Raw genomic sequence first — 13916 nt, 5'->3', positions numbered from 1 at the left:
TGATCAGTCGTTGCCAACGTATTCGAGTAGCGCTGTGCCCCACGATAAACCAACGCCAAAGCCCGCAGCCACGATCAAATCACCGCGCTTGAGGTGCTGCTGTTGATCCATCAAAAGCAGAGGGATGGATGCGGAGACGGTATTGCCCAACTCTGCGCAGTTTTGTGGGACTTGTTCACTGCTGAGTCCCATCTTGTAAGCAAGCTTGCCGAGTATGAAGCTGTTGGCTTGATGAAAAGCAAACATGCGGATGTCGGCCGTTTTTAATCCATGCTGTGCAAGCACATCATTCACGGACTCTGGCACTACTCGTAAGGCGAAAGTCAGAATGCCAGGGCCATTCATGTAGATGCCGGACGCGATGGGCTCATCTGGATGAATGGCCGAGCCACGTGCGACAAAGTCATCGTAGCCGGTGCCATCAGAATAGCAACGAGAGTCAATTAACCTGAAGCCGCTACGCTTTTTCGAGATCGAGGTGGCGGTCGCTGCGTCACCAAATAGAACGCGTGTGGTTAAATCATTTGGGCGAATCAGACGCGTGTAGCAGTCGGCATTGACCAAAATGCCTTGCTCCAAAGCACCGCCTCGGATCATGGCGCCCATAAGGTGCGCGCCATAGACAAAGCCTGAACAACCTTGGTTGATGTCGACGGTGTAACAATTTTTAGGGAAGCTCAGCTTTCCGTGCACCTGTGATGAGACGCCGGGGATCAAGTGATCTGGTGTTTGAGTGCACACCACAAGCGCCCCGAATTCAGCGCTGGTGTTGTCGCCTTTCTGAAGCAATTGTTGTGTCGCGCGGATCGCCAGATCGCTGGTGTACTCGCCCTCAACAACAATGGGTCGACTGAGTACTCCGGTTTTCTTGACGATGCGTTCGCAATCGGCGGCATCTTGCCCCAGGGTTTTTTGATCATTGCGTTCGATGCCTGAGCCAAGCGCAGAAGCGATGAAATTGAGATAAATGTCAGTCATTCGGTTTGCCAAAGGCGATTACTTTGGCTGGAGAGCCGAAGACGGTGGTGTAGGGTGCAACGTCTTTGAGCACTACTGCTCCGGCACCCACGATTGCACCTTCACCAATCGTAACTTTAGGCAAAACGACTGCCGCAGGATGAATGGTGCTGAAGGCGCCGAGTTTTGCGTTGCCGCCAATGAAGGCATTGGCACTAATGGTTACGCCATCTCCAATCTCAATATCATGTCCGATGCAAGCGTGACTCTGAATCAACACATCATTTCCGAGCGTAACGTTATTGGAAATGGTGCAAAGACCCAGGAAGATATTGTTCGTGGCTTTGTCCAGCGGTGAAGCATGAAGTACGGATGGAGCAATCAGCGTCGCAAATTTTGCTCCTAGTCCCTGCAATCTCTCACGCACTACTTTACGTGGGGCGCCAGTGCCAAAGCAGGTGAGGTACAGGACGTCTGCGCGAGGAGTGTGATCCACAATTGTGCCGAGGACGTGCTCGCCACTTTTTTCATCATCAACATGACCGATGACTTCAAAGGGCATTTTTGAAGCGGTGATCCATGCGGAAACTTCGCGACCAAAGCCACCGTATCCAATGAGGATGAGTTTTTGTGGAGTCATTGCGCGCAATAGCCGCCATCAACGACAAGATTTTCACCGGTCATGAAGGACGATTGATTTGAAAGTAGAAAGCGAATGGCAGAGCTGACTTCCGCTGCTTCTGCATAGCGTTTCTCAAGCGGGTAGCGCTGCATGTCAACCTGACGCGCTTCTGTAGACACTTCAGATTGATTGTCGGCGAGTTCGGTATTGACCATGCCCGGTGATACGCAATTGACGCGAATTGATTTGTTCGCGAGTTCAAGCGCCATCACTTTTGCGAAGCCGGTTAATGCGGCTTTGGTTCCGGCATAGGCGGCGCCGCCATTGCGTCCGATCTTTGTGCCCATTATTGATGCAAGCAGAACGATGGAAGCGCCGGCATTCAGTTTTCTGTTACGAGCCAATTCCGCAACGAGCGCGATTGGTGCAGTTTGGTTGATATCAACGGTGCGCTGATATTTTTCTAAGGAAAAAAAGCGCAGTGGATTGCTATCTGCGATACCTGCTGAACAGACAACGCCATCAAGTCCGGGGACGGAGGCAAACGTTTCGGAATACTTTGTAAATTGGGTCAGATCAAACGCCAGCGTCTGTACATTTTCTGGTTGTAGTTTCTGGAGTGCGGCGAGCTGATCCTGATTTCTGCCAACCGCAAAAATCTTGGCTCCTGCATCAAGCAGGTCCAGACAAACTTTGTAGCCGATGCCAGATGTAGCACCGGTAACCAGAATGGTCTTCCCTTTAAACATTTTGCATTCGGCCTGAATAATATTGATGGAAGCGACTGATGCGGGGTTCGGCTGGCTGCAGTTGCAGATTTGGCTCAATACTCGATAAACCAACTTGGCAGGACTCCACTAACGGTTTGTCTTCCGCTAAGGATGTTGCCGTGAATCTAATGGCTTCTTTTTTCATTTCTTCGCGCACAGCCGGAGCTAGCTTGAGCAGCGCGGGAAGTTCAAAAAGCTCCCACTTCAAAATCGTTCTTTGCGCAGAGAGAGGGATCATGTAACTGCGAAATCCCACAAACTGATTGGTGGTCGTCAAAAAGAGATTAGGGAAAACATACGCATGGCGGAAGTCGTGCGTTGCAGCTGCAGATAATTTCTGCAGATACTTTAGTTTGCTGGTGTTCTCATTAGGGATGCAGGCAGACCAACAGGTGTACTCGTCGCTGTCCCATTCGTATCGGGATGAAGTATTGAACCCGGCAGGAATGAATGATTGCGGGTGCACAAAACTTAAGTGGTAGCCCTCAATGTTATTTTCTACAAGCAACTTCCAATTGCATTCCTGCATCAACGTATCTGTATGAAACGGAGGCGGTGGTGCTTGTGGAACTCCAATCTGATTCAAGGCAGCTTCGACTTTGTCGAGTTGTGGCTTACTACCATTCAGACCAACAAACAATAAGTCGCCAGCTTGGCCAATGCCGTACTCGGACAGCACGCGACGGCTGATGCATTTTTCATCTGTCAGCGGGGCTACTCTCAGCGAGCCATCGTTGTCGTATGCCCAGCCGTGATACCCGCAACGAAAGGGTCGCTGGCCAGAGCCCAACGGGTCGATTAGTGCAGAACGATGCAGGCAGACATTGTTAAACGACTTAAAGCCGACATCCGTGCGGCGAACAGTAAAAGCATTTTTCGCAAGGCGCAGGCTCTTGTAACTATTAACTTCTGGAAAGTCTGCAGTCGTACCGATAAACAAGCGCTCAGAGAAAATCCGCTCGAGCTCTAATTGAAAGATCGATTCGCTTGAGTATGCGGCTGGATCAATAGACGGCATCACTCTCAATGACCGGTAGTACTGCGTTGGCAGGAATCTTCAAGGTTGCGCTGCCCCACGACAGGCCTACCCCAAATCCACAAACTGTGACCAGACGATCGTCGCTGAAGCGATCCGCGTGTGCGCACAGAGTGAGTGGAATGGATGCCGAAGAAGTATTTCCGTACTGAGCTAATGTTGAGATCGCTTTTTCAGGTGTAAAGCCAGCCTTCTTTGTGATCGTATCGTTGATCATTTTGTTGGCCTGATGCAGCACCAGGAAATCAACTTGATCAGCTGAATGGCCACCCATTTCAAGTACACGATGAATGCTTGGAGGCACTTTGGAAATGGCGAAGCTGAAAATGTCAGCGCCACGCAGCAAAAGGTTGTCGGGACGGCGAGCAATGCCGTCGCTGCCGATTTCTTCTGTGATTGGGCCATCTCCAGGTGGTCTGCGCGATGCCAAACCTCCGCCCGGGATAATGATGGCATCCTTGCCAGAGCCATCTGACATCAAGTCCAGAAAGATTGGCGGCGCATCATTGTCCAGTTCCAGTGCAGTTGCTGTTCCTGCATCGCCAAATAAAGGCCATGCGCTTTTGTCTGTGAGTGCGCAGACGCGGCTCAAATCCCCCATCAGCAAAAGCGCGCGGCTGATGTTGAGCGACTTCATCAGCGAGCTGATGATTGCGAGGCCGTACGGATACGCTGAGCAGCCAAGATTTACATCAAAGGCGGCGCATGCCTGCGGCAGGCCTAATTTATTTTGCAGGGTGATCGCAGTTGCCGGGATAGGCTGGTCGGGTGTTTGCGTGATCAGGATCAGTGCGCCGATGCTGTCAGGCTGCCATCCCAGATGCGAGATGACGCGTTCAGCGGCGGCGGCACAAAGGTCGGATGTGCATTGTTCCGTTGGACTGATTCTATGTGCGCCGATGCCGGTTGCCTTTTGTAGGCGCGCGCGTTCTTCAGGTTTTAAGAATTCATAATCCTGAGTCAGCGCGACCTTGGTTGGCACAGCTGCGGCGATGCCACGAACTGCGATCCCTGCAATAGCGCTCATTGCTTGCGTGCGCTCACAATTTTCCAGACGTCGTTGATCGTGGTGGACGAGTGGACGTCTTCACCGCTGAGTGCAACGCCGTAGTCTGCGTCGGCCATTGCAATCACCGACAGTGCGTTCAGTGAATCCCAGTTAGGAAGCGCTTTGAATTCAGTGTCAGCGGTCAAAGAAACCGTTTCGACTTCGATGGCAAATGCGAATTTTTCAACAAAATTTTCGATGGTCATGCGTTGATTGCCCTTAATGAATATTTATTGTGATGACGCTACGGATGATATCAATGATCTCGTCCGTTACGTTGGCCCCGTTTGGTAGGACGATCACGCGTTCGGCGAGCTGTTCCGTGTTCGGGAGCAGTAGGCCGGAATTAGGATACAGGTCCCGGTAAGGCTTCATCTTATGCGCCCCGGGCCAGAAGTATTTACGGGCCATGACGTTTTCGGCCTGCAGCGCTGCCACCAGCTGATCACGCGTTGCCGCGAAGCCTTTCTGGACTTCGAGAATGACGTAGTGGTGACTATTGTCTTCAGTCGACCCGTAAGGAAGTACCGAGATCCCGGGGATGTTGGCCAGCGCGGTGGTGTAGGCGGCGTGGTTGCGTTTGTTGATCGCGACAACTTCATCGTGGGAGTCGAGGTTGGTGAGCCCCATTGCGGCACAGATTTCGATCATCTTGCCGTTGGTTCCGGGGTGAATCACATTGTCAAACCCAGCAAAACCAAAGTTGCGCATCAGACGCATGGTTTCGGCCAGCGTGTCGTCATTGGTGACAACAGCGCCGCCTTCAAAAGTGTTGAACGATTTGGTGGCGTGAAAGCTGAACACTTCGCAAGCGCCGAAGCGGCCGATTGTCTGGCCCTTATAGGTGCTGCCGAAGGCATGCGCAGCATCAAACATCAGTTTGAGCTTGTGCTCGTCGGCGATGGCCTGAAGTTCATCAATGGGCGCTGCGCGGCCCCAGAGATGCACACCAATGATCCCACTAGTGCGCGGGGTGATCATGCGTCGAACAGCGCTGGGATCTAGGTTATGCGTGACGGGGTCAATGTCGGCAAACACAGGAGTTATGCCTTGCCAGTACAGCGCGTGCGCTGTGGCGACAAAAGTCCACGAGGGCACGATCACTTCGCCCTGCAGCCCGAGTGCACGAATGGCAATTTCTAGTGCAATGGTGCCGTTGCACATGGCAATACAATGTTTTACGCCCAAGCGGTCAGCAATGTGGCGTTCAAACTCTTGCACCATCGGGCCATTGTTAGTCAGCCACTGATTGTCAAAAACCTGATTTACACGCCGCAAAAATTCTTCACGATTTCCAATATTCGGGCGACCTACATGCAACAGCTCAGCAAAGGCGGGCGATGCGCCGTTGATAGCTAAGTCAGCTTTGCTGCGTATGGTTTTTGTGGGCACAGATGCCACTCTTAAGGACAAAAATCAGCGGTTAGGATAGCGCAATCACTTACAAGTCATGACGTGAGTTTTGGCTACGTAAAGGTGTATGGATAAGTTCCTTTTACGGAGTCTCTGGCAGGGAGCGTAAGGCCGCCATATCAGCATTTAGACGACCGCCGAGATTTAACAATTCAAGTTTGGCTATTTCTTGATCGGCGTCATTTTTACGTCCCTGCAAAATCAACATTTTTGCGAGGGTAATGCGGTATGGAGTTTGGCTGGGGGCGAGCGCTACTGCCTCGGCCAACATTTTTTCCCCTAGCGTTCTATCTCCCATCACATTCCACGCATAGGTGCCGTAGATCGCAAGAAGGCGCGCGCTGGGGTAAGGGTGAGAGAGTGCTGCCAGAAATGCTTGCAGCATTGGGCCTTGGTCAAATATGCATTCTGCTTTTTCAGCACATTTTGCCAATGCTTCTAAAGAACCTTCATCCTGCGAACTTGCTTTGCGTGCTTTGAGCTTGGCGGCGAGACTGTCCCACCACTCTATTTTGATTGGCTGCTGCATGCGTGCATTCATCATGATTAGCGCTTGCTCGGGAAGAATAGAGGCGTTAGGCAGCCGCATCGCTTTCTCTAGTGGCGCATAGGCTGCTGTCGTGAATGATGAATGACGGTCGTATTTAGATAGAACAATGTAGGTGTAGCCCAAGCCATACTGCGCACGCGGTGAGTTGGGCGCGCGTTCAGCCAGTGTTTGAGACAGGATGAGTGGCGAGCCCCAAGCGGAGGCGGTGCTAATAGTGACGACGGCCCAAAGGCTCAATAAGCCTCCGAGCAAAATGTAGCGTGCACTAGCTGCAGGTAGATGTTCCGAGCCGGCAGTTAGCAGTGGAATCAAAGCAAGCAGTAAGCCAAAGCTAGCAAAGTAATTACGATGCTCGTATACAAGTTCAAGCGGGAGGATCGTTGCTGTGAGCAGTTGCCCGCCTAGGAACAATCCGAGACCCAAAGAGATCAAAGGCGCGCGTTTGCGTAAGCCAATTACCAAGGCAGTAAGCGCCGCAAGAATGAATGCGCAGAGCAAGGTCGTCCACGGCTTTAGCCAGCCGGTGGAGACTAAGTAGTCATCATGATAGAACGATAGTGCTTTCGGCGTGGGTAACAGCGTCCAATGTATATAGTCGACAACGATGCGCGCTTCGGTGAGCAAGCGCTGTGGCAGATCAAAATTACGGTTCGCCCACGCGCCGGAGTTCAACAGTCTCGGCAATTGCCAAATTAGGCCGATGACAAGTGGTATCGCTAATACAATAAGGAACAGAGCAATGATGCGGTAGTCGCGACGTTGGTTTGCGCTGCGCGCGCCAAATAGAGCCCACTCGATTGTCGCCGCATACAGTGGCGTCATAACCGCAGTTTCTTTGGAGAGAAGTCCTAGGCTGGAGGCTAAGAGCAATGAACCAACAGCGGCGACGAATCCTTGGTTGCTCGTTTGCATCTGCTGGCGTGCGTGCACATAGCCGACCAAACCGAGTAGTACAAAGAGATTCGCCAGACTCTCCATGCGCTGCACAACATAAAGTACAGCAGTGAGATTGATCGGTAGCAACAACCAAGCTGCTGATATCCACAAAGCGATCCAGCGAGGATCTCTTGCATTACTTGTTGTAGCTGTGTGGCTGCTTGCGTTTCGGATTAAGGCTAACGCCAGCGTATAAGTCAGCACGCCATTGAGAAGATGAATCAACAGATTGGTGAGTTTCATCCAGAACGGGTTCAGACCGGTCAAGAAATAATTTGCAGAAAAGCTTAGTGAAGCAAGTGGGCGTTTAAATTCACTGGACGGTGACGAAAGTGCAGCGCGCGTTACATCTGGAACAGTGAGTGCGCTGATCTGTAAATCAGTGTTGTTGACGATATTGGGGTAGTCGTCAAACAAATAACTACCATAGAGTCCAGGCCAATACATTGCGGCGGTAATGATCAGGGCTAAGATCAGTCCAGCAACAGGCGTGATTTGAAATCGTGACGAGCGGTCAATTTGATTAGTGAGCATTTGGGATCGTCGCGAGCACTGGAGTTGGTGCCAAAGTAGGGCAATTCATATTGCGTTGATTGGTGGGGAGGTCGCGTTGTAGTGCTGCTTTCAAGCTAATGATTTCATGCGACCAATAATTTTGTTTTTGCAGCACCCACTCATGCAGGCTTGGCATGGAAAAGCCAATGCGGGCTTTTTCTTTGGGCTGCTGTTCCCATAACTCCAATTGACATAACGCCAATTTTTGTTGGCCAGCGGATCCAAGCGTTGCTGCTTGTTCTAACGCAACCGCAGGCTTAACTTGAGTCAACAGTGCCGCGGAAAAGTGTTGATATGCACTATGCGGTTGTTGTTCTGCCAAAGCATATTGACCGCGCAGATTAAGAATATCTTGCTGCCAGTTCGCTTGATTGCGTGTGGCTGGGTTGTCCCAAGCTGCATCGATTAGGCTTTTCACTGCGAGCATGGTGAGGCCGCTGCATTCTTTATTTCTTGCTTGCACAATGGCGTCGGATAGCCATTGAAAGCTAAGAAGGCCAAGTCGCCGAGTACTTAGGAGAGCCTGTCGTGTTGCTTCTAAATCCGCAGGGGGCACTCCACCAAGCCTGCAGTCCGTGCCCAAAAGATTAAAAGCAATTTGAATTTCGCTCGGAGCTTGTTTCAAAAGTGGCCGCAGTCTTGCCTGAGTCCATTGTGGCTGGTTGTTCGCCATCATAATTTGTGCGGCATATGATTGAGCGCGCGGCGATTCCGGATTGAGCTTTGCCCATAGCACTGCTTGTTCCGTTGTGTTGCCCCAGACTTTGGCCCGTTCGTGTGTCATCCATCCGAGCCCGCACACGATAACTAGTGCAAGCGCAATACGGCTGTGTTGTATTTTGCCGGGGGCAAGTAACCATATCGATAGTGGCCAGAACAGAAGAAGAGCCGGCAAGTAGTTGCGATGTTCAAAATACAATTCCAAAGCAACTGAGGTGGACTCGATAAGATGCCCGGCGAAAAAGAACAGAAACGCCAGTGACCATAGTGGCGCACGTTTTCGGAGGGACCAAGCCATTGTGATCAGTGCAAAAATACCAAGGAGTGCGGGTAGCGTCGTCCACGGCTGTAGCAAGGACGTAGATACGCGGAACTGATCGTTGAACAGTCCAGTTGTGAATGGGCGTGGCAGCCAGAGCAGACGCAAGTAATCCCACATCACGCGTGGTTCGGTGAGTAGGCGTTGTGCTTCTGTCCAGTCACGACCAAAAGGTTTGCCGACACCTAGCAAGGTAACTGCGCTATGGATGAGATATCCGATTACTGCGAGTGCTGGCAGCCATAGCAAGCCAACCACTACGTAATGCGCTCGAGGTAAAGGCTGTGTATCTCGTGGGCGCAGTAGTAGATGTTCAATTAGCAATGCATAGAACGGCAGCAAAGCGCCATTGGCCTTGCTGAGCGTTGCCAATAAAGTGCCGAGACCTAGCCCGGTGAGTTCAAGTGCAATGCCGAGTGCCAACTGCCCTTTTGCTAGACGATCTCGTCCTGTTAGCCACGCCAATAATGCAGCGAGCGTAAAAGTAACAGGCAGCATTGCTTCGCGCTGCACGATGTATAGCGTGGTTGAAACAAAGAAGGGATGTATGCCCCAGACTGTCGCGCCTAGGAGGGCGGCGTTGTGCGCCAGTTTGTCGGTAAGGCCACTGCGACGTCCTAATGCCAATAATAGAAAGGCAAGGAGTGTGACGTTCAGCAGATGGATTAAAAGATTTGTACGCTTGAACGATAGTGGGTCTGCAGGCCAGTTCTGTGCGTCAATCAGGAAGCTAGCAACAGTGATGGGGCGGCCAGTGGGATCTGCTATTCCTGAAGTCAGATAGCGCGCAAGCGCGGGACCGTTATCGATGGGGCCCGTCGCGCCGAGCGAAGGAAGGTTGGCAAAATCATCAAACAGGAAACCGCCGGCAAGACCGGGTTCATAAGCCAGCCAGATTGCGCTCAACGCAATCAAGAACCCGGCGTAGATGAGTATCCGTTGACGCAAATCGTGCTCCCAATAAAAAGGGCCGCCGAAGCGGCCCTCTAAGACCTACAACACTTTAACTGCTACGAATTAATTCGCTGAGCGGCAGTTGGTTGGCAGGTACTTGTTGGCGATGTCGGCCGATTTGCAAGTCCACTGAGTCGAACCCGCGCTGGTCGTGATAGCCGAGAGAGACAAAATTTTGTCCTTCACAGCCTTGTTAACCTTGTTGCCCAAGGTGACAGCAATTACGCCGCCCGTAGCGTCAACTTGAGTTACATAGTTGCCGGTGATGCTTAAAGGTGGTGCAAGGCCAGCTGATTCGTTGTTGCCTGGGAGTTCGCCGGTGTTGCTGTAGAACTCTGCAACTGCGGTCTTGGAGCCGTCAGCGAGCGACAGTGCTTCAGAAACCTGCGAGCGAATCACATAATCCTGGTAAGCCGGGATAGCGATAGCGGCCAGAATGCCGATGATCGCGATGACGATCATAAGTTCGATCAGGGTAAAACCTTTCTGCATATTCTTTTTCATGCCTTGCTCCATAAACGTTTTTGGATTGTAAAAAGGGATGATCCTTCCCCCCGTTGTTCTTTTAGCAGATGTCGTGCCATATATCATTATATTTATATTCAAATACTTACAAAACCATCTTAAGAGTTAAATTTGGCCAACTTAGTCCACTGCTGACATTTATTGTCACTTTCGGTTCGGCGGGTGCTTTGTCCAATAAAAAGGCCGCCAGAGGCGGCCTGAAAAGTGCGTATTCCTAGTGTGCTAACTGCGGCAGTTGGTCGGAAGATATTTGTTCGTAATTGTTGTGGAGTAGCACTTCCAAGGAATGCTGCCGGGTGTTGTGACCGGCGACAACATGAGGGTGAGTCCAGCTACTGCGCGATTAATTTTAGGTCCGTCGTATGTGACAACAATGATGCCGCCTGAAACATCTACTTTGCTTACGTAGCTGCCATTAATGCTGGTGTTTCTGGCTAGGCCTGCAGAGTCATTGTTTGTCGGCCACTCGCCTGTATTCGATTCAAAGTCCCAGATTGCGCCTTTAGCGCCATCAACAAGCGAGAGTCCTTCAGCAACCTGCGAGCGAATCACATAATCCTGATAAGCCGGAATCGCAATCGCAGCGAGAATGCCGATGATGGCAATCACGATCATGAGTTCAATCAAGGTAAAACCGCGTTGTAGTGCGCGCATTTAACTGCCCTTTATAAGTTACGGCTTAGGTGCAAGTTTGCAAGCCTTGTGCCGTGTGAATCCCAAAGGTTGGGAGTTCGACGGGAATAGGCGCTTATGAAGTGTGTTTATTTTATAAAGTACTTATAAAACATAATGATGGTAAGGCTAATAGTTGGGCCTGACCCACGTCTTTATGCGGCGCAATAGCGCGCAATCCGTTCAGGCAAGCTGACAAAATTCGGCAGTCATTAGCGCATTTGGGCAACTTTTATGTCTGATTTCTTACAGAACTTTAGTGTTTACGGTGATAAAAGCGCTTCCGCTTCATTAACCAAAACCATTGTTTAAAAGCCGGTAAAAAGAGCGTGCTGATAAACTAGGCGGCTATTCCTCTTATTAGTCGTACGCCTGATCATGCAAGAGCAGTATCAACCCGCCGACGTCGAGCGCGCCGCCCAAAGTTTTTGGGAATCTAGCCAGTCCTTTAAAGCAGTCGAGGACAAGAGCCGCGAGAAGTTTTACTGCCTGGCGATGTTCCCTTATCCGTCTGGCCGTCTGCACATGGGCCATGTGCGCAACTACACCATCGGCGACGTGATCGCGCGCTATCAGCGCATGCTTGGCAAAAACGTGATGCAGCCGATGGGCTTTGACGCCTTTGGCCTGCCTGCCGAAAACGCGGCAATGAAATCGGGCGTGCCCCCAGCTGAGTGGACGTACGCCAACATGGACTACATGCGCGACCAGCTCAAGCAGCTTGGTCTGGCGTATGACTGGAGCCGCGAGCTCGCCACCTGCAAGCCGGACTACTACCGCTGGGAACAGTGGCTGTTTATTCAGCTCTATAAAAAGGGCTTGGTCTACCGCAAGAACTCGATCGTCAATTGGGATCCGGTGGACAACACCGTGCTCGCCAATGAGCAGGTCATTGATGGCCGCGGTTGGCGCTCTGGCGCGCTCGTTGAACAGCGCGAGATTCCGCAGTGGTTCCTCAAGATCACTGCTTACGCCGATGAGTTGTTGACTGATCTGAAGACGCTGCAAGGCTGGCCCGACGCGGTCAAGACGATGCAGGAAAACTGGATCGGTCGCAGCGAAGGTGTCGAGATTGATTTCAAGCTCGCATCAGGCGAAGGCAATCTCACCGTCTACACCACGCGCCCAGACACTTTGTATGGCGTGACCTTCGTTAGCGTTGCCGCGCAGCATCCATTGGCGCTCGCTGCTGCAGAGCGTGACTCAAAAGTCGCTACGTTCATCGAAGACGCCAAGAAAATGGGCGTTGCCGAGGCTACGCTAGAGACTATGGAGAAGAAGGGCGTTGCCCTCGGCATCGACGTCATCCATCCGCTCACTGGCGAAAAAGTGCCGGTGTGGGCCGCCAACTTTGTGTTGATGAGCTACGGTAGTGGCGCGGTCATGGCCGTGCCTGCGCATGACCAGCGCGATTACGAATTTGCGAAGGCGTACAGCCTGCCGATCAAGACGGTGATTGCTGCGGATGCCTCCGCGCAAGCGCCAGATATCAGCGCTGCGGCATTCACTGAAGACGGCATCTGCATCAACTCTGCTGAATTCAACGGTCTGAATTTCCAACAAGCTTTCGATGGCATCGCCGCCAAGCTCGTCGCGATTGGACAAGGCCGCAAGCGCGTCAACTATCGTCTGCGTGATTGGGGCGTTTCGCGTCAGCGTTATTGGGGTTGTCCGATCCCAATCGTTTATTGCAAAACTTGTGACGCCGTACCGGTGCCAGAAGAGCAGTTGCCTGTCGTATTGCCAGAAGGCTTGATGCCAGATGGCGCTGCGAGCCCGCTGACCAAGACGCCGTCGTTCTATGAATGCGCATGTCCGAAGTGCGGCGCGCCTGCGCGTCGTGAAACCGACACCTTCGATACCTTCTTCGAATCCTCCTGGTACTACGCCCGCTACGCTTGTCCGGATAGCGACAAGGCCATGCTCGATGAGCGCGCCGCGTACTGGCTGCCAGTCGATCAATACGTCGGCGGTATCGAACACGCGATTCTGCATTTGCTTTACGCGCGCTTCTTCCAGAAGTTGATGCGCGATTGTGGCTTGCCCGTTGCTGCGAACGAGCCGTTCACGCGTTTGCTCACGCAAGGCATGGTGCTAAAAGACGGCGCCAAGATGTCCAAGTCCAAAGGCAACACCGTCGATCCAGAAGAAATTCTGAAATCACACGGTGCTGATGCTTGTCGCCTGTTCATGATGTTTACCGCGCCGCCCGAGCAGAGCTTGGAGTGGAGCGATGCGGGTATCGATGGCGCGGGTCGTTTCCTCAAGCGTTTGTGGCGCTTGGTATTCGATCATGTTGCTGCGGGCCCCGTGCAAGCTTTGGATAAGGCTGCGCTCACCGGTCCGCAAAAAGATCTGCGTCGCAAGCTGCATCAAACCATTCAAAAGTTTGGCGATGACATGGGCCGTCGTTACAGCTACAACACCGCGATTGCCGCGGCGATGGAGATGGTTAACGCGATCTACAAATTCGATGACCGTACGCCCAATGCACGCGCTGTATTGCAAGAAGCGCTGGATGGTCTCGTCGCTGGTCTCGCGCCCATCGTGCCGCACTTCAGTCACGAACTCTGGCAGCAACTGGGCCATAAAGAAGCGGTGATCGACGCACGCTTCCCGCAGGCAGAAGCCGATGCCTTGCTGTCCGATTCAATCACGCTCGCCGTGCAGGTCAACGGCAAATTGCGTGGACAGATTCAGGTCGCCGCAGGCGCCACGCAGGAGCAGATCATCGCCGCTGCTTTGGCTGAACCTGGCGTGCACAAGTTTGTCGACGGGCTGGAGCTGAAAAAGAAAATCGTTGTGCCCGGAAAACTTGTAAGCTTCGTCGTGTGAAAAA

At 52.1% G+C, this 13916-nt stretch carries 12 protein-coding genes; 1 reads left to right on the top strand and 11 read right to left on the bottom strand.

Features of this window, described 5'->3' with window-relative positions:
• Positions 1 to 3: 3 nt before the first annotated feature.
• From CJD38_RS14355 to CJD38_RS18805, 11 genes are all read right to left on the bottom strand, one after another.
• Complete coding sequence (locus CJD38_RS14355; protein ID WP_107941042.1) at positions 4 to 978, bottom strand: 3-oxoacyl-ACP synthase III family protein; 975 nt, start codon at positions 976 to 978, stop codon at positions 4 to 6.
• On the bottom strand, positions 971 to 1597 hold the full coding sequence (locus tag CJD38_RS14350; protein ID WP_107941041.1) for an acetyltransferase: 627 nt from the start codon (positions 1595 to 1597) through the stop codon (positions 971 to 973). The genes CJD38_RS14355 and CJD38_RS14350 overlap by 8 nt, the downstream gene beginning before the upstream one ends.
• Positions 1594 to 2406, bottom strand: coding sequence for an SDR family NAD(P)-dependent oxidoreductase (locus CJD38_RS14345; RefSeq protein WP_146165994.1), 813 nt, complete (start codon positions 2404 to 2406; stop codon positions 1594 to 1596). Before CJD38_RS14345 ends, CJD38_RS14350 begins: the two co-directional genes overlap by 4 nt.
• Positions 2321 to 3367: an aromatic ring-hydroxylating oxygenase subunit alpha gene (locus tag CJD38_RS14340; RefSeq protein ID WP_107941039.1), complete on the bottom strand. Its 1047-nt coding sequence runs from the start codon at positions 3365 to 3367 to the stop codon at positions 2321 to 2323. The genes CJD38_RS14345 and CJD38_RS14340 overlap by 86 nt, the downstream gene beginning before the upstream one ends.
• On the bottom strand, positions 3354 to 4412 hold the full coding sequence (locus tag CJD38_RS14335; RefSeq protein ID WP_107941038.1) for a ketoacyl-ACP synthase III: 1059 nt from the start codon (positions 4410 to 4412) through the stop codon (positions 3354 to 3356). Before CJD38_RS14335 ends, CJD38_RS14340 begins: the two co-directional genes overlap by 14 nt.
• Positions 4409 to 4639 carry an acyl carrier protein gene (locus CJD38_RS14330; RefSeq protein ID WP_107941037.1) on the bottom strand — a complete coding sequence of 77 codons (231 nt, stop codon included), beginning with the start codon at positions 4637 to 4639 and terminating at the stop codon, positions 4409 to 4411. Before CJD38_RS14330 ends, CJD38_RS14335 begins: the two co-directional genes overlap by 4 nt.
• A 13-nt stretch (positions 4640 to 4652) precedes the next feature.
• Positions 4653 to 5825, bottom strand: coding sequence for a DegT/DnrJ/EryC1/StrS family aminotransferase (locus CJD38_RS14325; RefSeq protein ID WP_107941155.1), 1173 nt, complete (start codon positions 5823 to 5825; stop codon positions 4653 to 4655).
• Between the two features lie 103 nt (positions 5826 to 5928).
• On the bottom strand, positions 5929 to 7866 hold the full coding sequence (locus CJD38_RS14320; protein ID WP_206363012.1) for a hypothetical protein: 1938 nt from the start codon (positions 7864 to 7866) through the stop codon (positions 5929 to 5931).
• A complete protein-coding gene (locus CJD38_RS14315; RefSeq protein ID WP_107941036.1) occupies positions 7856 to 9841 on the bottom strand; it encodes a hypothetical protein in 1986 nt (661 codons plus the stop codon). The genes CJD38_RS14320 and CJD38_RS14315 overlap by 11 nt, the downstream gene beginning before the upstream one ends.
• A gap of 102 nt (positions 9842 to 9943) precedes the next feature.
• Positions 9944 to 10384 carry a pilin gene (locus tag CJD38_RS14310; RefSeq protein ID WP_107941035.1) on the bottom strand — a complete coding sequence of 147 codons (441 nt, stop codon included), beginning with the start codon at positions 10382 to 10384 and terminating at the stop codon, positions 9944 to 9946.
• A 243-nt stretch (positions 10385 to 10627) separates the two neighbouring features.
• The gene (locus tag CJD38_RS18805; protein ID WP_107941034.1) at positions 10628 to 11059 is read right to left on the bottom strand and encodes a pilin; all 432 of its coding nucleotides are present in this window, start codon (positions 11057 to 11059) and stop codon (positions 10628 to 10630) included.
• Between the two features lie 396 nt (positions 11060 to 11455).
• Here CJD38_RS18805 and leuS point away from each other — a divergent pair, with 396 nt between their 5' ends.
• Positions 11456 to 13912 (top strand): leucine--tRNA ligase, encoded by a 2457-nt coding sequence (gene leuS, locus CJD38_RS14300; protein ID WP_107941033.1) that lies wholly within the window; start codon positions 11456 to 11458, stop codon positions 13910 to 13912.
• Positions 13913 to 13916: the final 4 nt, after the last annotated feature.

It is taken from the genome of Stenotrophobium rhamnosiphilum, from assembly GCF_003052265.1.
GTDB classification, from domain to species: Bacteria; Pseudomonadota; Gammaproteobacteria; order Nevskiales; family Nevskiaceae; genus Stenotrophobium; species Stenotrophobium rhamnosiphilum.
Note: the sequence above shows the minus strand (reverse complement) of the source record. Positions and strands in the feature narration are given on the sequence as shown.

Coding starts and splice junctions, on each gene's coding strand:
- CJD38_RS14355 (WP_107941042.1), bottom strand. CDS start 978: ATGACTGACATTTATCTCAATTTCATCGCTTCTGCGCTTGGCTCAGGC.
- CJD38_RS14350 (WP_107941041.1), bottom strand. CDS start 1,597: ATGACTCCACAAAAACTCATCCTCATTGGATACGGTGGCTTTGGTCGC.
- CJD38_RS14340 (WP_107941039.1), bottom strand. CDS start 3,367: ATGCCGTCTATTGATCCAGCCGCATACTCAAGCGAATCGATCTTTCAA.
- CJD38_RS14335 (WP_107941038.1), bottom strand. CDS start 4,412: ATGAGCGCTATTGCAGGGATCGCAGTTCGTGGCATCGCCGCAGCTGTG.
- CJD38_RS14330 (WP_107941037.1), bottom strand. CDS start 4,639: ATGACCATCGAAAATTTTGTTGAAAAATTCGCATTTGCCATCGAAGTC.
- CJD38_RS14320 (WP_206363012.1), bottom strand. CDS start 7,866: ATGCTCACTAATCAAATTGACCGCTCGTCACGATTTCAAATCACGCCT.
- CJD38_RS14310 (WP_107941035.1), bottom strand. CDS start 10,384: ATGAAAAAGAATATGCAGAAAGGTTTTACCCTGATCGAACTTATGATC.
- CJD38_RS18805 (WP_107941034.1), bottom strand. CDS start 11,059: ATGCGCGCACTACAACGCGGTTTTACCTTGATTGAACTCATGATCGTG.
- leuS (WP_107941033.1), top strand. CDS start 11,456: ATGCAAGAGCAGTATCAACCCGCCGACGTCGAGCGCGCCGCCCAAAGT.